Below are 17,499 nucleotides of genomic sequence, written 5' to 3'. Positions count from 1 at the left end.
TCCGGGCAGCACCATGGTGTGCCGCCCACGGCTTCCACATGAGGAGAAACAATTATGCCTACCCCCACTAAGGGTCCGCGCCTCGGAGGCGGCCCGGCTCACGAGCGCCTGATGCTCGCGAACCTGGCAGCATCCCTGTTCGAGCACAAGCGGATCACCACCACGGTGACCAAGGCCAAGCGCCTGAAGCCGTACGCAGAGCGCCTGGTGACCTTCGCCAAGCGTGGCGACCTGGCTTCCCGCCGCCGCGTCCTGGGCCTGATCAGCAACAAGGGCGTTGTCCACGAGCTGTTCACCGACATTGCCCAGGCAGTGGAGAACCGCGACGGTGGCTACACCCGCATCACGAAGATCGGCAACCGCAAGGGCGACAACGCTCCCATGGCTGTCATCGAGCTGGTCCTCGAGCCGGTTTCCGCCAAGCAGGCTGTAGTTGCTGAAGCAACCCAGGCTGCTGCTAAGGCTGCTCCGGCCGCCGAGGAAGCTCCCGCTGAAGAGGCTCCTGCCGCTGAAGAGGCTGCAACCGAAGAGGCTCCTGCCGCTGAGGAAGCTGCAACCGAAGAGGCTCCTGCCGCTGAGGAAGCTGCCGAAGCTCCGGCTGCCGAGGAGAAGGACGCGAAGTAATTCGCTGACCTGCTTCGCATAGACTTGGGTCTATGAACCACCAAAAACCCGCGGCCCCCGTTTTGGGGGGCGGCGGGTTTTTGCGTATCCGGCTTGATCTTTCGTACGACGGCGGCCCGTTCAGCGGGTGGGCAGTCCAGCCAGGCCTGCGCACTGTCCAGGGTGTGTTGGAGGAAGCCCTGGAGCTGCTGGTGCGCCGTCCCGTGCGCGTCACCGTCGCGGGCCGCACCGACGCCGGTGTGCACGCCCGCGGCCAAGTGGTCCACCTGGACCTGGCCGAAGCCGAGTGGCTGGGACTGGCCCGCGGGCACGAGGTTGATCCCGCCGTCGCCATGATGCGCCGGATCCGCGGCGCACTGAACCGGGTGCTCGGGGACCTGCACGGCGCCGTCGAGGTCCACCGGATTTCCCTTGCTCCGGAAGGGTTCGACGCCCGCTTCTCAGCCCTGTGGCGGCGCTACAGCTACCGGATCGCGGACGGCGCGGACCGGTGGGACCCGCTGGAGCGCTATTTCACGCTGTGGCACAAGAACCCGCTGGATGTTGCCCTGCTCAATGCCGGCGCGTCCCGGCTGCTGGGGCTGCAGAATTTCCTCGCGTTCTGCAAGCCGCGGGAAGGCGCCACCACCATCCGCGACCTGCAGCGGTTCGAATTCGCGCGGGGTGAGGACGGCGTTATTGTGGCCACCGTGCAGGCCGATGCGTTCTGCCACAACATGGTGCGCGCCCTCGTGGGCTCTGCCCTGTATGTCGGGGAGGGGGCTGTGGAGCCCGGCTGGCTGTATGAGCGGCTGCTCGCCCGGAAGCGGGACGCCAAGTCGGTCCTCGCGGCGCCGCACCCGCTGGTCCTGGAGGAAGTGGCCTACCCGTCGGACGCCGGCCTGGCAGCCCGGGCGGAGCTCACCCGGGCAGTCCGGGAGAGCTAGAACGACGGCGGCGGGCCGTCCGCGGGCAGCGTAAGCGTGAAGGTGCTTCCTTCGCCCCGGCCGCTGACGCACGTGATGCTGCCGCCGTGCCGTTCCACAATCATTTTGGTGATGGACAGGCCGAGCCCCGCGCCCGGGATGGCGGCGGCGCGGGCCGCCTCGGAACGGAAGAACCGCCGGAACACGCGGGACGTGTCCTCTGTGCTCATCCCCATCCCGGTGTCGCTTACGCTCAGCTGCACCCAATCGTTCCCGGCCCACGCCTTGATGCTGACCTTGCCGCCGTCGGGAGAGTATTTGATGGCGTTGGAGACGAGGTTGTCCAGGGCCTGCCCGATGCGGATCGGATCTGCGTACGCCCACAGGGGGGAAGGGACGTCGGCGGTGAGTTCGATATGTGCCTGTTCAGCCTGTGCCTGCGCCGAGCCCACACTCGTCTCCACCAGGCTTGCCAGGTCCGTCCGCTTCGGGTGGACGTTCAGTGCCGTTGATGCCGAGGCCGTCAGGTCCGAGACCAGGGCCAGCATCCGCTCCGCGTTGCGCTGCACCACCTCCAGCCGGCGGACGACCTGCGGCGGCAGACCGGCGTCATCGTCGAGCACCAGGTCCACGTTGCCGATGATCGAGTTCAGGGGCGTCTTGAACTCGTGCGAGACGTTGGAAACCAGTTCCTGGTTCGCCGCAAGCGCCTCCACCCAGCCGGTGACATCGCTGTACACGACCACCGCGCCGGTGAGCGTGCCGTCCTCGGCAACCAAGGGCCGGGCCGCCGTCGACACTGCGCGTTGCTCCGACCCCTCGCCGGCCCACACGAGGTAGTCCGCGAAGGACTCACCGGCCATGGCGCGGCTGATGGGCCGTTTCTCCGGCGGGAGCAGAGTCCGCCTATCCTGCCCGAAGATCAGCTGGTGCCCCTGTCCCGGGGCCGCGTCGTCCGCCCGGGTGGCCCGGCGGAAGTTCCGCTGCTGGAGGTTGGAGACGAGGAAGCGCCCGGTCTTGTCTACGGCGGCAATCCCGACGTCGGTGGCGTCAAGGACGGTTTCGAGCAGCTTCTCCCGCTCCCGGCTTTGGGCGAGCAGGCGCCGAAGTTCGCGGTCTTTGTCCGCCAGTTCCTTCTGCTGCAGGCGGAGGTTCATGCTCGCGAAGCGGATGGCCAGGGAGACCGCGAGCATCATAAGGGGAAACAGGAAGACCGTGGTGACGTCCGCTGCGGCGAGCTGGGGGAACCGGGCGATGACCGGTGGCAGCATGATGCACATGGTCCCGGCAAAGCTGAGGACCAGGCTGCTGCGGGCGAGCATCCCGGACGCCGAGAGCCAGATCACCGGGAACACCACCAGCACAGCGAGCCCGGGAAGCAGCGGTGCGGCGCCGTTGCGGAGCAGGCCGATGGCCACGAAATCCAGGACCGGAATCAGCAGGTATGGCCGGTGCGGTAGCCGTTCCCACGGCACCATGAGACACGCCGCAAACAAAACGGCATGCATTACCAGGCCGGCGGCGTAGAAGCCATTGTGCAGCAGCGTTGGCCAGGCGAAAGGGGTGGCCACAGCCAGGACAGCCACCACCTGTGTGAGCGGCAGTTGGCACAGGGCCACCTGCCACCGGGTCCCCAATTCCCGGAAGAAGCGCAGCGGACCGCGCCGGAACAGGGGTTCAGCCATGGAAGCCCATCGGGCCGTACGGCGCGCTCCCGGTAGCCATCGCGTTCGGGGTAATAGGTTTATGGGCAGCAGAATTCCTGCAGGTCACCGTCATGCACATCCTTTCCCAGCCAAATAATGCACATGTGTTGTCATGATAATTGACTTTCGGAAATCAATGCAGAAACAGATGTGATCAGCCCGGCTTACTTGTAGCGTATAAAGAGTTGGAGCGGATACGGCATTGGCGCTGGGCCAATGGGGGGCCGTGTTCCGCCTGGCGCAGGGGTTGTAATGGACGACGAACTTGGTGTGGCAGTGGTCATCGAAGACGACGCCGACGTTCGGAACCTCCTTGAAGGGGTTCTGAGCCAGGCCGGCTTCGAGGTGCACACGGCCGCCGACGGACGGGCCGGGGTAGAAGTGGTCCGCAACAAGCAGGCCAACGTGGTGACGCTGGACATCGGCCTGCCCGATATCGACGGGCTGGAGGTCCTGCGGAGAATCCGCCATTTCAGCAATGCCTACGTGGTGATGCTGACGGGCCGGACGGAGGAGCCGGACCTGCTGTCCGCCCTGAATGCTGGAGCTGACGACTACATCGCCAAGCCCTTCCGGCCGCGGGAACTGCGGGCACGGGTGGCGGCCATGATGCGCCGGCCCCGGCACGAAGCCAACGGCCAGAGGCCGGCAGCATCCCCGGGCATGGCATCAACGGCTCCCGCCGCCGCCCAGCAGGAGTCCGGCGTCCTGCGGCACAACGGGCTGGTCCTCAACCACCGCACCCGTACCGTGGAGATGTTGGGGGAACCGCTGGCGCTGACCCGCAGCGAGTTCGACCTGCTCCATGTCCTGCTGAAGGGCGGGGGAGCGGTGTGCACCCGGGCGGACCTCGTGAGGGCCGTACGCGGCGAGTTTTATGACGAGGACACGTACATCAGCGAAGCGGACGAGCGCGCCGTCGAGGTCCACATCGGGAACCTGCGGCGGAAGCTCAAGGAGGACCAGTTGTCGCCGCGCTGGTTGCAAACAGTCCGCGGCGTCGGGTACCGGCTCGCCCCCGCGAGGCCGGCGGCGAAGTCCTAGTCTGTTTCCAGGATGTAGGTGCTCTGGAGCTCGGAGATGGTCAGGCCGCCGTCGGCGGCAACCCGCTCCATCAGCACCTGGCCCTGACCGAACTCGCCCTGCCGGATCAGTGCTTCAAGCAGTTCCGCCAGCCTGGCCAGGCGCAGCCCGCCCACCATGGCGGAACTGATCTTCAGGCTGATGGCTGCGTCCAGGGCGGAGTCGCTGTCCTGCTGGTGCACGGCCGCTGCAAGGCGCGAGTACCGCTGGTCCCACATGGCCGTATAGTCACGTGCAAAGCGCTGGGCGAGGCCGGTGCCGGCCAGCTCTTCCTCCAGCTCCTGGAGGACGGCGCCGTCAACGAGCGGCAAGAGACCGGCCGCTTCCTGTGCGTGGGAGTGCTGGGCTGGAGATTGCTGTGCAGGGGCGGTGATTCCGGCGCGGGCGAGGCCCGCAGCTGGGCCCTCGATGCTGGAGCCGGAATCTTGACTGTGCATTGTTCAAGGCTACTTCCTGGAATTCTTTTATGGTCCTATTTCGGGTGATCCTGTGTAAACCTTGACCCATCCTTTGGCTGCTGCCGTCGGTCCTATTGGCCGCTGAACGTCATCACGGTGTTAACCACCGCCGGGCCCAGAATTGCGATGAAGAGGACCGGGAAAATGAAGAAGAGGAGCGGAAAAAGGATCATCACCGGAAGCTTCATGGCCTTTTCCTCGGCCCGCTGGCGGCGCTTGACCCGCATGACCTTGGCCTGCACCCGCAGCACCCGGCTGATGGCGATGCCGTAGGTGTCCGCCTGCACCACGGCCTGCACGAAGCTGCGCAGCTCCGGAATGTTGGTCCGCTCGGCCAGGGCGAGGTAGGACTCGCGGCGGCTGCGGCCCACCTGCATGTCCTGCAGCGTCCGCACCAGCTCCTCGGCGAGCGGACCCTTGCCGTTGTCCCCGGCACGGGCCATGGCACCTTCAAAGCCGAGCCCGGCCTCCACCGAGATGAGCATCTGGTCCAGGGTGTTGGCCAGTTCCAGCTGGATGACCTTTTGCCGTTCCAGTCCTTTGCTGTAGAGCAGGAGGTCCGGGATGAAGTAGCCCAGGAACAGGACGAACAGCCCGGCCAGTTTCATCAGCGGCGTGCTGCCAATGGCGGTGAGGTAGACCCCAATGCCGATACCGGCCAGGCCGATGGCGAGCTTGGATCCCAGCACCTTGCCCAGCGGCATCGACACCGGCCTGCCGGCAAGGGCCAGCAGCCGGTCCAGGAACGCAACGTAGGCAGGGGGAGTGAGGCGCCGGCCAACGGCCTCCAGCAGGCCGGGCCTGGTTTCGGCAGCGATGGCGACGGGAGCGGCTCCGCGGGCCAGGAGTTCGTTGACGGCCAGCCGGCCCTGCCGGTCCACGGTCAGGGCGGACCAGGCGAGCCCGGCCACCGGAACACATACCAGCACGACGGCGGCGAGGATGATCAGGTTCACGGGTTCCTCAGAACTTCAGGTCGATAATCTTGCGCATCCACAGTGCGCCGATGGTCATGAGCACAAACGAGGCGCCGATCATGGCCCAGCCCAGCGGATGGGTGAACATGGAGTTCATGTAGTTGGGGCTCACGGCCAGCAGCATGGCCACGATGCCGAACGGCATGGCGATCAGGATGTAGGCGGAGAACTTGCCTTCGGCCGCCAGTGCCTTGATGTGGCCCTTGATCTCCGCGCGCTCGCGGATGGTCTCGTTGACCTGGTCCAGCACGTCGGCCAGGTTGCCGCCCACTTCGCGGTTGATCTGGATGGCCTGGGAAATCCAGACGAAGTCCTCGTTCTTCGTCCGGTCCGCGGTGTCGTTGAGGGCCGCCAGCAGGTCGCGGCCCAGGCTGGTTTCGGTGATCACCCGGCGCATCTCCTCGGACGTGGGTGCCTGCGATTCCGATGCTGCGGCGTCGATGGCGCGCAGGATGCTGTGGCCGGCGCGGAGGCCGCCGGAGAGGAGCTGCAGGGTGTCGCCCAGCTGCCCGTCGAAGGCTGCCCGGCGCTTCCCGGCGAGGAACCCGAGGACAAGCTTGCCGGCGAACGGGGCCAGCAGGGCAAGGAGCAGCCCCACCAGCGGGTTGACCGTCACGGTGCCCACCAGCATGCCCACCCCTGCGCCGATGCCGACCAGCAGGAAGAACTCCGCCTGGCTCAGCCGGAGCCCGGCGTTCTCAAGCTGCGCCTGGGAGAACAGCGTGACGCTCCGCCCGGCCAGGACGCGTTCGAAGGAACGCACGGCAGAGGACGCGAAGCGCGCCAGGGACGACGCCGGCTCAGTTTCAAACGGACGACGGCGGTCCAACGGCACGGCGGGGGCTCCCGGCAGGATCACGGCGACGCCGAGGAGGCAGACGGCAGTGAGCATGATGACGGCTCCGGCAGCGAGAATCACGACGTTCTTCCGGTCGGGTTTTGCGGGGTGGCGAAAACGGCGGGTGAGACATGGATGCCCAGGTCCTCGAAGCGGTCGATGAAGCGGGGCCGGATGCCGGTGGCGACGGGCTTTCCGAGGAACTTGCCCTGCGCGTCAACGCCGGCGGAGTAATCGAAAACGAAGGCGTCCTGGAGGGTGACGATGTCGCCTTCCATGCCCTGGACTTCGGTGACGTGGGTGATGCGGCGGGACCCGTCACGGAGGCGGGAAATCTGCACGATCAGGTTCACGGCGGAAGCGATCTGTTCACGGATGGCGCGCAGCGGCAGGTCCATGCCGGCCATGAGGACCAGCGTTTCGAGGCGGGCTACGGCGTCGCGGGGCGAGTTGGAGTGCACGGTGGACAGCGACCCGTCGTGGCCGGTGTTCATGGCCTGGAGCATGTCCAGCGACTCACCGCCACGGACCTCGCCCACCACAATCCGGTCCGGACGCATACGCAGCGAGTTCCGGAGCAGCTCGCGGATGGTCACCTCGCCCTTGCCCTCCGTGTTCGGGGGACGGCTTTCCAGCCGGACCACGTGCTGCTGCTGGATCTGCAGTTCCACGGCGTCCTCGATGGTGACGATCCGCTCGTCGGAGGGGAGGAAGGAGGACAGCACGTTCAGCAGCGTGGTCTTGCCGGTACCGGTACCGCCGGAAACGATGATGTTGAGCTTGGCTTTCACGCACGCGTTGAGCAGCTCGGCCATCTCCGGGGTCAGGGTGCCGAAGTCGATCAGGTTCCTGACGGTCAGTGGGGTCTTGCTGAATTTACGGATGGTCAGCGAGGACCCGCCCACTGCCAGCGGCGGGATGACGGCGTTCACGCGGGAACCGTCCTCGAGGCGGGCATCCACCAGCGGGGAGGACTCGTCAATGCGGCGGCCCACCTTGGAGACAATCCGCTCGATGACCTTGCGCAGGTGTTCCTCCGAGCTGAACCGGGATTCGCTGAGCGTCAGTTTGCCTTTGCGCTCCACGTAGATCTGGTCCATCCGGTTCACCATGATTTCGGTGACGGCCGGATCGTCCAGCAGCCGCTGGAGCGGGCCGTAGCCCAGGACGTCGTCGGCGACATCGCGGACCAGGCGGACGCGTTCGTCCGCGGTCAGCGGCACCTGCTCGGCGTCGATGATGCGGGACAGCTCTTCCTTGGCGGTGCTGCGGAGCTCCTGTTCGGTGACGGCCGCGTCGTTGAAGCGGGCGCCCATCTTCTCGAACAGGGCGTTCGCCGCCCGCAGCTTCATGGCTGCGAAGACGTCCACCTTGGGTGCGTGGGGCACCTGCTGTGCGCCGGCGTCGTGCGCTGGAGGCACGACGGCGGGCGGCCCGGAAAGGTGCCCGTCCGCCGTCGTGCTTGGGGAAGGCGCAGCGGTGGCGGGCCGTTCCAGCAGGGCCGTGCCGGTGCCGGCCGGCTGGCTGCGTTCCTGGGCCGCGCTGATCCGTTCGGAGAGTTTCATCAGATGACCACCCTTCGGTGAAGCTTCCGCTGGGTCTGGGTCCGCCATGCCGGGTTGAAGCGTTCAACAAGGTGGCGGAGGCTTTTCACCGCGGGATCCTTCCGGGATTCCTGGAGGACGGGGATGCCGCGGTTGGTGGACAGGGCGATGGCGCGGGAGCGGGGAACGCTGACGTCCACGGGTGCGCCGATGGTGGATTCCACGTCCTGGACGGTGAGGCCGGCTTTGGCGTCGGCCATGTTGAGGACCACGTGCCGGGATTCCGGCATGATCTCAAGCTGGCGGAGGACGTCCAGGCCGGAACGGAGGCCACGGAGGCTTGGAACATCCATGGCGCTGACCCACACCACGTCGGTGCACTGTTCCATGGCGGCGAGGCCGATTTCGGGCATGCCGGGAGCGGTGTCGAGGACCACGTACTGGAATTCCTGGGCCAGCTGTTCGAGCAGGCGGGTGACCTGCTGCGGGGTGATGTGGTCCGCGTCCACTGGGTTGGGCGGGGCGCAGAGCGCGTAGATGCCGGCCGGGTGGACGGTCAGGAAGGCTTTGAGGACCAGGGAGTCCTGGGCTGCGGCCGGGGTGACGGCGTCGGTGACGGTGTGCTCCGGGTTGAGGTAGAGGCCGGAGGCGACGTCGCCGAACTGCAGGTCCAGGTCCACGATCACCACGCTCATGGGGGCGACCTGGCCCAGGCCGATGGCGATGTTCGTGGCCAGGGTGGTTTTGCCGACGCCGCCCTTGGGGGAGAAGACGCCGATGACCAGGCCCTTGCCGCCGTTTTCTGCTTGCTGCGTTTCCGGACTGCGGTGGCGGGTGGCGAAGGACTGGCAGGCGCGTTCGAGCAGGACCCGGATTTCCGCGGCGTCCGCCTGCGGGCTGAGGATGTCCCGGATGCCGGCGCGCATGGCGTGCAGCAGGAACTCCGGCTGCACATCGCTGACCAGGACCAGGCTGAGGCCGGGGAGCTGGACGTCGAAGACCTTGGCGAACCGCAGGGCCTCTTCGTAGGGGACGTCCGGGCCGATGATGAGGACCTCGGGCTGCTCCTGGTTGAGGAGGGCGAACAGTTCGGCCGGGCCGGCCGGGAGGATGTCCGAGGCGATGGTCTGGACACTTCCACGGAGGCCGTTGGCGACGGCGGCGCGCAGCTTCTGGTCGAACTCGCCGTTGGGGGAGAGGAGGACGAAGCGGCTCACTTGTACACTCCTTCCTTGCGTTCGGTCCGGGGTCCGTTGTCCTGGGCGTCCAGGGGTTCCTTGGTGAGCCAGAGGCTGCCGTTGATTGAGGTGAAGATGATCTTGCTGGCGTCCACGTCGCTGACGGCAACGGTGAGCATGAGTGAGCCCTCGGGGAGGGTGGTGTCCTGCGGGTTGGTGCCGTCTTCGGCTTTCTCGGCGCTCGCAGCCCCCGGCGCGCGCTGGACGGCGGTGACCAGGACCTTGCGGAGGGTGAGCTGGGTGGTGGCGTCCTCCAGCTTTGCCTTGTACGCCCCGTTTTCGAAGTTCAGGGCGATGCCCACGTGGTCGCCCACGTTGATCCGGCCGCCGGCCACGCGCTGGGGCTCCAGCTGGAAGGAGACCTCCTGGAGGCCGGCGGGAACTTCCACTCCGCCCTGCTTCTTCACGTCTTCCGGCGCGACGAGGCGCTCGGCGAGGAGCTGCTCGCCCGGAACGAGGTCGACCGCGGCGACCGTGCCGGCCTTGTTGTCCAAGGTGCTGAGGGCGGAGGCGGAGACGCCGGCGGAGGGGACTGTTTCGACGGTCAACTTGGCGGCCATGTCATTGACCGGGGTGCCGGCGGGGACGGCTTCCTTGACCACCAGGACTTCCCTCGGTTCTGTTGAGGCGAGGGCCCGCTGGTCCGCGCCGTTGGCGTAGACGATGATGAGGATCGCTCCCACGAGCGCCAGGGCGACGGCGGCCGTTCCGGCGAGCAGGCGAGACTTCACTGGTGTACTCCGAGGGGTTCGTTAGAGGGTGAGGCGGGCGATGGTGGCGCCGTACTGGTCCACCGGGCCGAGGGTGTAGCCGTCGGCGAGGGAAACGTATTTGACGAATTTGCCGATGACTCCGCGGCACTCACCCTTGCATTCGGTGGCGGTGGTGACGCCCGTCGTCGTGCTTTTTTCGCTGCGGAACTCGTAGGGGAGGCCCGTGCCGCCGCTGAACTTCCAGCCGGTGACGTCGAAGGCGGCGAAGGACACCAGGCCGTAGATGGCGCCGGCGCCGGTTCCCGTGACTTTGTTGAAGACGGGGAGGAGGACGGTGACCTTCCGCCCGGCATTGATGTCGGTGGCCCACTTGGTCAGTGTGTCGGAGCAGTTGCCCGGGGCGTTGTTGCCTGGGTCGCTGCCACCTTCGCTGACGGCGAGGTCGATGGTGCCGCCGCACTTGCCGGTGTCCTGGACCAGCCAGCCGAAGCCGCCCTGGACCGCGGCGCCGGACGGGCCGTAGTTGCAGTCGGCGTTCTGGTTCTTGCCATGTTCCTGGAGGAGCTGGAGCGCGCCGCCAATGTTGTCCTTGACCTGGCAGATGGAGAACGCCAGGGGAAACGCGGTGCGGCCGGCTTTGGGACTGCCCCACGCGGCGGATGACCTGGCGCCGACTTCCTTACTGGGGATGCCGAGGGCGTTGGCGAAGAAGAGGGAGACAGAGTTGTCTTTGCCGCCTGTTTCTTTCGCGCTGGTGGTGACGGCGACGGTTCTGGCGGTTTTGTCGAGCTGGATGCTGTACACCTTGCTCATGCCGTCCAGGGCGTTCTGGTTGGCGAGGCTCCCGGCGAGCGTCGCCGTCGTCGAACATTGCTCGTCCGTGGCGTCCTTCGCGCATTTCTGTGCGAGGGCGATGGCGGAGGCGTCCGCGCCGCTCTGCAGCTGCGCGCGTTCGGAGTAGATGACCCCGACGTCGACGGCGATGGCCGCGAAGCCGAGGAGGGTCACCAGGAGGATGGCGACGATGACGGACACCGCACCCTGCTCCTTGTTTCCGGTCAGCCGCCGCACAGCATGACTCCTTTGCCGGTCATCGGGAAAGGGCCGGCGATGCCGGTGATCGTGGACAGGTTGTACTTGATGGTCAGCGTCACCTGGTTGCCCGTGCTGCAGGCGGTGGTGCTGAGGGTGATGTCTGAATCGGGGATGGTGCTGCTGACGGACGAGGCCGCGTTCCTGGCCGCCGCCCTGGCACCGGTGGGATCGTTGGCGATGGCCATTACGCGGACACCGTCGCGGGCTGCATTGGTGAGGGTGATCTGGGCGTTGTAGGCGCGGCCGAATTCGATGATTCCCAGGACCAGCATCAAGAGGAGGGGCAACAGGATGGCGAATTCGACGGCGGCTGCTCCGCGCTCCGAATCGTTCCGCACCTGCTGCACCTCCTCTTGATTTTGTTCTTGCTGGCCCTTGTTGGGGGACGGTTCCGATATGGGGGGCCGGAACCGGACTTGGGGTGGGGTGCGGTATTACGGCGCGGTGGTTGCAGCAGTCGTGGGCACCGGAACCTTGCCAGCTACGTTATTGAACATGCTGCTCAGGTTGTTGCCGAGGAGGGAGACGGCAATGATGATGACAACAGCGATGAGTGCGACCATGATGCCGTATTCGACGGCGGTGGCACCCTTTTCGTCGCGGCGAAGACGGATCATGAGGTTGGTGTAGAGAGAAAGCATTTTGTGACTCCTGAGCGAGACGGATGGCTGGTCCTGCACCAGCACTGATACGAAGTTAGCAACGGAAAATGTCACTAAATCCGGATCTTGGGACATCCTGCGCAAAGGCTTTCGTACATGGTTTTTTCCTGCGTTTATGCGTGGCTTTTACTGCGCAAACGCTGGGGTTGGGCCGGGGAGGGCACACAAACGGACCCCCTCGGTTCTGGGTGCCGAGGGGGTCCGGTCTATGGGCGCCGGATGGCGCGGTACGCCGCAAGCGAGGAGAGCTATGGGACTCCCAGGGCTGTGCCGATTGCCGTTGCCAGCCCTTGGTAATGGGTGTTGAGCGCCTGGCCGAAAGCAGTTACTCCAAGCACCATGGCGAGGGCCAGGAACCCGACCAGCATCCCATATTCCGTTGCTGTCGCTCCGCGCTCATTCCTTGTGAAGGACCTAAGCACATGAGCGATTCCGAAGTTCAGATCGGTGCGATTCAGCATGACTTCACCTAGGAGAACACCGACATGATCTGCAGGACAGCAGGGCCCAGCAGGACGATGAAGAGAGTCGGGAGGATGAAGAAGATAAGCGGAAAAAGCATCTTGACAGGCATCTTCATTGCATGCTCCTCCGCGAGTTGCCGGCGCTTGATGCGCATGTCCTTGGCTTGTGTCTTAAGAACACCCGCGATCGCGATTCCGTACGTGTCGGCCTGAACCACCGCCCGCACAAAGGTACGAACAGCAGGAACATCCACTCGTTCCGAAAGTGCCAGGTAGGCTTCCTTGCGCGAGCGGCCGACCTGAATGTCTTGCAGAGTGCGGATCAGTTCATCAGCCAGGGGACCGCGGCCGTTTTCACCAGCACGTCCCATGGCGGTTTCAAAACCAAGGCCGGCCTGCACTGAGATGAGCATCTGGTCCAAGGCATTTGGGAGTTCCAGCCGGATCGCTTCCCTACGCTTCTGCGCAAAGTTGCGGAGGAGCAGATCGGGAATGAAATAGGCCAGTGCGACGATGAGGAGCGCAAGCAGGAACCTGCCGGCTGACGGTGCGCCCATGAAGACCAGCAGTCCCAGCAGTGCCCCGCCGAATGCGAGCATCGGTTTCACCATGATGATCCGAGCTAGAGGCCACTGCTTGGGCCTGCCTGCCCCCGCCAACTGTTTGTCGAGCCATGCCTCGTAGCCGCGTGGCATCACGCGCTTGGACAAATCCGACAGTTGCTGTGTGACGTTTAGCGACTGCACGGCTTGGCTTGGCCGGCCACCAAGATTTGCTTTGATGCGTCGTAGGCCTGCACGGTCCCCCGTAAAGGAGAGCCAGACCATGCCGGAGATGGGAACGATAATGGCCAGAATGGCTGCTAATGCGATGGGTTGCATGTCGTCTGCCCCCTAGTATTTCGGCTTGATGATACGGCTGAGCCAGAGACCGCCGACGGATAGAAGGGCAATCGCTGCGGCCAACATAACGAACCCGATAAAGGTCGTGGTGAAGACCCGCGCATATGTGGGATTGAAGGTAACCAGACCTATGAACATCAGGATGGGGAGTGCCATGAGAACCAAAGCCGAGATTCGGCCCTCTGCGCTCAGCGCCCTTACCTGTCCCTTTACCTGGTTCCGATCCCGAATGGTTTCGCCGACGTGATCCAGGACCTCTGCAAGGTCACCGCCGACTTCGCGGTGGATTTCGATAGCTTGTGCGATCCAGTAGAAGTCCTCGCTTGCCGTCCTTCGTGAGACGTCAGCCATCGACTCACCGAGGTCCCGTCCAATCCGGGTCTCGTTGACGATCCTGCTGAGCTCCTCTGCCATCGGCCCGTCATTTTCCTGTGCTGCAGCATCAATGGCCCGGAGGAGGCTGTGTCCCGCGCGGAGACCGCCGGAAAACATCTGGAGTGTGTCGGGCACCTGCGCGTCAAAGGCTTTTCTCCGGCGCGCGATAAGGAAGTTCAGCACGAGATACAGAAGGAAGGGGGCCAGGATGAGGCAGAGAATGCTGATGCCGAGTCCGCCGAGGAAGAAGCCCATCACCCCTGCCACGAGGGTGATCGCACCGGCCATCAGAAGGTAATCACCGGGTTCCTTGTTAAGGCCGGCTTGTTCGAGTTTCTCCCGGTTGAAGATGCCGGTGGGGCGCTTTTTCAGGCTGCGGTTCAGGGCGCCTACGGCCTGGTTGGTGAGGCGGGTGAGGCCTGACGAATGCTGGACACTGTCTGGTCGCCGTCGGGACAGTGGAACGCCTGAATTGCCCTTCCAGACAAAGACAAAGAACAGTGCCAGCGATATGTAGACCAGGAACAGCCCGCCCATGAAGAGGACAACTGGAGTGTCGTTGCCCATTTCTACCTGCCTCGGACCGGATCTGCCCCAAAAACGTGGGGAGAGATGCGAATGCCAAGCTCCGCGAAGCGGTCCGTGAAGCGGGGGCGAACGCCCGTCGGGATGGGCTTGCCCAGAAACCTACCGTTGGCGTCAACGCCCGCTGCGTAGTCGAAGACGAAGGCGTCCTGGAGAGTCACAATATCGCCCTCCATACCCTGCACTTCGGTTATGTGCGTAACGCGGCGGGTGCCGTCCCGAAGCCGGGAAATATGAACAATGAGGTTTACGGCTGATGCCACTTGTTCCCTGACTGCACGCAGCGGTAGGTCCATGCCAGCCATCAACACCAGAGTCTCAAGGCGTGCTATCGCGTCTCGCGGGGAGTTAGCGTGAACAGTGGAAAGGGAACCGTCATGACCCGTGTTCATTGCCTGGAGCATGTCCAGACATTCCCCGCCACGGACTTCGCCGACCACAATGCGATCGGGACGCATGCGAAGTGAATTTCGAACGAGGTCGCGGATGGCCACCTCCCCCTTGCCCTCGATGTTGGCAGGACGGCTTTCGAGCCTCACAACGTGGTCCTGTTGAAGTTGGAGCTCTACGGCGTCCTCGATTGTGACGATTCGGTCGGCTGCAGGAATGAACGACGAAAGTGCGTTGAGCAGTGTGGTTTTACCGGTGCCCGTACCGCCGGAAACAATGATGTTCATCCGGGCAAGAACGCACGCCTGGAGAAGTTCTGCCATCTCGGGAGACAGGCTGCCGAACGAGATCAACTTATCGACCGTGAGAGCATCACCTCCGAATTTGCGGATCGTAAGCGCAGGGCCGTTCACTGCAAGCGGCGGGATGATGGCGTTCACACGGGACCCGTCGGCCAAGCGCGCATCCACGAGCGGGGACGACTCGTCAATACGGCGGCCGACCTTCGAGACGATGCGTTCGATAACGCGCCGCAACGCCTCGTCCGACGCGAACTTCGTGTCCGTCAGCGTTAGTTTGCCCGCCCTCTCGATGTAGACCTGATCGAAGCGGTTCACCATGACCTCAGTAATTGACGGATCATCGAGAAAGCGCTGGATGGGTCCGTGCCCAAGGACGTCGTCGATGATTTCCCGGATGAGCCGCTGCCGCTCACTGGAGGTGAGTGGTACCTGTTCCTCATCGACGACCGCCTTCAGTTCGTCTTTGACGTACTGATGGAGCTCGGATTCCTCGAGTGAGGAGTCAGTGATGCGTGCTCCCAGCCGTTCGTAAAGTGCTTGGCTCGCCCGCTCTTTCAGGGCACCCAGCGCACCGCTGGCGACGGCTGCCGTTGGGGCAAGCTCGACCACCTCAGCCGGTTCGGCCGCCTTTGCCTCGTGGATACGTCCCAAGGTGACGGGTTCAAGGGGTACAACCTGGGACAGGAAGGATTCATGCTGGTTGTCTGATGCCGCCGGCACTGACGACTCGATGCCGCGTGCCTTTTCAAGCCTGCGTGAGAGGTTCACTGGACAACCGCCCTTCTGTGCAACTTCTTGTGTGGTCTGTCTTCCCAATTGGGTTTGAACCGCTCAACCAACTGCCGTAGCCCTTTGGCAGCTGGATCCCGGGCTCCGTCCTGGAGAAGCGGCACACCCTTGTTTGTGGAGAAGGGCAGTGTTCGCGATCGGGGGAGTACTACATCAATGGGCGCGCCGATCGTGGCTTCGACATCCTGAAGTGTCAACCCACTGCGGCGGTCGGCCATGTTGAGGACTACATGCCTGCGTTCGGGTAAAAGGTTCAGTTCCGCGAGGATCTGGTTGCCGGTGCGGAGGCCGCGGATGCTTGGAACGTCCATACCGCAAATCCAGACAGCGTCGGATGCCATGTCGAGCGTCGCCAGGACGTGCTCACCAAGCCCCGGCGCGGTGTCAACAACCACGTACTGGAACTCCTGGCGCAGCTGGGACAGCAGATGGCTGACATTCTCCCCGCTGATCCTGTCCATTTCGACAGGATTCTTTGGCGCGCACAAGGCGTAAATACCGCCCGGATGCACGGTGAGGTATGTCTTCAAAACCATGGAGTCCTGGCTCGCTGCCCCGACGACAGCGTCTGTGATGGTGTGCTCCGGCTCCAGCATCAATCCGCTGGCCACGTCACCAAACTGCAGGTCCAGGTCCACAATGACCACGCCCATTGGGGCGATCTTGCCAAGGCCTACGGCGATGTTGGTTGCCACCGTGGTCTTGCCGACCCCTCCCTTAGGAGAAATTACAGCGATGATGCGGCCACCTGCGGCGTGCTCGTGATGCTCTGAGCTGCTGGGGGCAAGCCCCCGTCGGCGGCCGGCGGAGGCCAAACTGGCACGTTCCACGATGATGCGGATGTGGTCGACTTCCGCGGCAGGATCGAGGAGATCCCGGATGCCGGCGCGCATAGCCTGAACGGCGACATCCGAGGTTTCACCGGCAACCAGGATCATGCTGATTTCGGGATACTGGAGATCCATGACCGCCGCAAACTTCAGGGCTTCTTCTGCCGGCAGACCCGGGCCGAGGATAAAGACCTCCGGTGGTTCACCAAGAAGCTGCTTTAGGACTTCTTCAGGCCCTTGTGGAAGGTAATCGGCTTGGAAGAACTGGAGTGATCCGGGCATCCCGGCGACTGCCATCCGTACCCGACGTTCGAAATCCGTGCTTGGGGTGATCAATATGAAGCGACTCATCGGAATACCTTCGTCTTGTCCACCACGCCGGTGTTACCTTCCGTTGCTTCGCTGGGCTCCTTGGAAAGGTAGATTTTGCCGAACTCGGCAGCGTATACCAGGCGCTCCGCATCAACAGAGTTGCGGGCTACGGTGATGAGGTACGTGCCGTCGCTCTGGTTCTCGCCAGATGCGAGGGCGCCGTCGGACTCACCTTCCTGGGCGGCATCAGGTTGTGCTGGGCTGCCGTTGCTGAACTGGGCGGCGGTGACAAGAACTTTGTGGAAGGTGAGTTGCGTGCCCGCGGACTGGGTGGCGTTTTCGCCCGATCCTGTGCTTTCGGTAAGCGAAATGAAGACGCCCACGGTATCGCCGGCCGTAACCTTTCCACCCACAACTCGTTCGATCGGCAGCTTGAGCGAGATCTCCTGCATCCCATCGGGAACGGGCACGCGCGAGGGGCCAAGGAAAGATTCCGGTTCCACCAACCTGCTGGCCAGGAGCTGTTCGCCGGGGACCAGGGATACGGCTGTTACCTTATTTCCCAGCTCACTGAGTTCAGTGACGCTGTCGCCCGTGACTGCCGACTTCGGTAGCGGTTTCTTGGCGACTGCTCCTCCGATCTCACTGGCTGGAGTTCCCGCTGCGATGGCTGTCTGAACCACGAAGACTTCCGTAGTTTCGGTTCC

The 17,499-nt window shown here is 64.3% G+C and carries 19 protein-coding genes; 3 read left to right on the top strand and 16 right to left on the bottom strand.

Annotated features, from left to right (window positions below; translation table 11 throughout):
• The first annotated feature begins 54 nt into the window (after nt 1-54).
• Together rplQ and ACYQ1Z_RS06335 are read left to right on the top strand one after the other, a co-directional pair.
• Complete coding sequence (gene rplQ, locus ACYQ1Z_RS06340; RefSeq protein ID WP_459791655.1) at nt 55-624, top strand: 50S ribosomal protein L17; 570 nt, start codon at nt 55-57, stop codon at nt 622-624.
• A gap of 32 nt (nt 625-656) precedes the next feature.
• Nucleotides 657-1,550, top strand: a complete 894-nt coding sequence (locus ACYQ1Z_RS06335; protein ID WP_459791654.1) for a tRNA pseudouridine synthase A — start codon at nt 657-659, stop codon at nt 1,548-1,550.
• On the opposite strand, the gene ACYQ1Z_RS06330 is transcribed toward ACYQ1Z_RS06335, so the two are convergent.
• A complete protein-coding gene (locus tag ACYQ1Z_RS06330; protein ID WP_459791653.1) occupies nt 1,547-3,214 on the bottom strand; it encodes a sensor histidine kinase in 1,668 nt (555 codons plus the stop codon). The genes ACYQ1Z_RS06335 and ACYQ1Z_RS06330 overlap by 4 nt on opposite strands.
• Before the next feature lie 273 nt (nt 3,215-3,487).
• Here ACYQ1Z_RS06330 and ACYQ1Z_RS06325 point away from each other — a divergent pair, with 273 nt between their 5' ends.
• Nucleotides 3,488-4,279, top strand: coding sequence for a response regulator transcription factor (locus ACYQ1Z_RS06325; RefSeq protein WP_459791652.1), 792 nt, complete (start codon nt 3,488-3,490; stop codon nt 4,277-4,279).
• Here the strand turns inward: ACYQ1Z_RS06325 and ACYQ1Z_RS06320 are convergent.
• The 15 genes from ACYQ1Z_RS06320 to cpaB (ACYQ1Z_RS06250) all read right to left on the bottom strand — a co-directional run bounded on the left by ACYQ1Z_RS06320 (nt 4,276) and on the right by cpaB (ACYQ1Z_RS06250) (nt 17,475).
• Entirely contained in the window at nt 4,276-4,755 is a 480-nt protein-coding gene (locus ACYQ1Z_RS06320; protein ID WP_459791651.1) for an Hpt domain-containing protein, read from the bottom strand. The two genes, ACYQ1Z_RS06325 and ACYQ1Z_RS06320, sit on opposite strands and share 4 nt — an antisense overlap.
• A gap of 92 nt (nt 4,756-4,847) precedes the next feature.
• Complete coding sequence (locus tag ACYQ1Z_RS06315; RefSeq protein ID WP_459791650.1) at nt 4,848-5,732, bottom strand: type II secretion system F family protein; 885 nt, start codon at nt 5,730-5,732, stop codon at nt 4,848-4,850.
• A gap of 7 nt (nt 5,733-5,739) precedes the next feature.
• Nucleotides 5,740-6,672 carry a type II secretion system F family protein gene (locus ACYQ1Z_RS06310; protein WP_459791649.1) on the bottom strand — a complete coding sequence of 311 codons (933 nt, stop codon included), beginning with the start codon at nt 6,670-6,672 and terminating at the stop codon, nt 5,740-5,742.
• Complete coding sequence (locus tag ACYQ1Z_RS06305) at nt 6,669-8,156, bottom strand: CpaF family protein (protein ID WP_459791648.1); 1,488 nt, start codon at nt 8,154-8,156, stop codon at nt 6,669-6,671. The genes ACYQ1Z_RS06310 and ACYQ1Z_RS06305 overlap by 4 nt, the downstream gene beginning before the upstream one ends.
• Nucleotides 8,156-9,352: an AAA family ATPase gene (locus tag ACYQ1Z_RS06300; protein ID WP_459791647.1), complete on the bottom strand. Its 1,197-nt coding sequence runs from the start codon at nt 9,350-9,352 to the stop codon at nt 8,156-8,158. The genes ACYQ1Z_RS06305 and ACYQ1Z_RS06300 overlap by 1 nt, the downstream gene beginning before the upstream one ends.
• Nucleotides 9,349-10,104: a Flp pilus assembly protein CpaB gene (cpaB, locus tag ACYQ1Z_RS06295; protein WP_459791646.1), complete on the bottom strand. Its 756-nt coding sequence runs from the start codon at nt 10,102-10,104 to the stop codon at nt 9,349-9,351. Before cpaB (ACYQ1Z_RS06295) ends, ACYQ1Z_RS06300 begins: the two co-directional genes overlap by 4 nt.
• A gap of 21 nt (nt 10,105-10,125) precedes the next feature.
• Nucleotides 10,126-11,157 (bottom strand): TadE/TadG family type IV pilus assembly protein, encoded by a 1,032-nt coding sequence (locus tag ACYQ1Z_RS06290; protein ID WP_459791645.1) that lies wholly within the window; start codon nt 11,155-11,157, stop codon nt 10,126-10,128.
• Nucleotides 11,145-11,519, bottom strand: coding sequence for a TadE family protein (locus ACYQ1Z_RS06285; protein WP_459791644.1), 375 nt, complete (start codon nt 11,517-11,519; stop codon nt 11,145-11,147). The genes ACYQ1Z_RS06290 and ACYQ1Z_RS06285 overlap by 13 nt, the downstream gene beginning before the upstream one ends.
• 96 nt (nt 11,520-11,615) lie before the next feature.
• The gene (locus tag ACYQ1Z_RS06280; RefSeq protein ID WP_459791643.1) at nt 11,616-11,822 is read right to left on the bottom strand and encodes a Flp family type IVb pilin; all 207 of its coding nucleotides are present in this window, start codon (nt 11,820-11,822) and stop codon (nt 11,616-11,618) included.
• Nucleotides 11,823-12,091: 269 nt separating this feature from the next.
• Nucleotides 12,092-12,304 (bottom strand): Flp family type IVb pilin, encoded by a 213-nt coding sequence (locus ACYQ1Z_RS06275; RefSeq protein WP_459791642.1) that lies wholly within the window; start codon nt 12,302-12,304, stop codon nt 12,092-12,094.
• A gap of 8 nt (nt 12,305-12,312) precedes the next feature.
• A complete protein-coding gene (locus ACYQ1Z_RS06270; protein WP_459791641.1) occupies nt 12,313-13,188 on the bottom strand; it encodes a type II secretion system F family protein in 876 nt (291 codons plus the stop codon).
• 12 nt (nt 13,189-13,200) lie between these two features.
• Nucleotides 13,201-14,151 (bottom strand): type II secretion system F family protein, encoded by a 951-nt coding sequence (locus ACYQ1Z_RS06265; RefSeq protein WP_459791640.1) that lies wholly within the window; start codon nt 14,149-14,151, stop codon nt 13,201-13,203.
• A 2-nt stretch (nt 14,152-14,153) separates the two neighbouring features.
• Nucleotides 14,154-15,629 carry a CpaF family protein gene (locus ACYQ1Z_RS06260; RefSeq protein WP_459791639.1) on the bottom strand — a complete coding sequence of 492 codons (1,476 nt, stop codon included), beginning with the start codon at nt 15,627-15,629 and terminating at the stop codon, nt 14,154-14,156.
• The gene (locus tag ACYQ1Z_RS06255) at nt 15,626-16,831 is read right to left on the bottom strand and encodes an AAA family ATPase (protein WP_459791638.1); all 1,206 of its coding nucleotides are present in this window, start codon (nt 16,829-16,831) and stop codon (nt 15,626-15,628) included. The genes ACYQ1Z_RS06260 and ACYQ1Z_RS06255 overlap by 4 nt, the downstream gene beginning before the upstream one ends.
• The gene (gene cpaB, locus ACYQ1Z_RS06250) at nt 16,828-17,475 is read right to left on the bottom strand and encodes a Flp pilus assembly protein CpaB (protein WP_459791637.1); all 648 of its coding nucleotides are present in this window, start codon (nt 17,473-17,475) and stop codon (nt 16,828-16,830) included. Before cpaB (ACYQ1Z_RS06250) ends, ACYQ1Z_RS06255 begins: the two co-directional genes overlap by 4 nt.
• Nucleotides 17,476-17,499 lie beyond the last annotated feature (24 nt).

Source organism: Arthrobacter sp. AD-310, assembly GCF_054656615.1.
The sequence above is the reverse complement of the archived record's forward strand: the minus strand, read 5'-3'. Positions and strand labels throughout refer to the sequence as shown.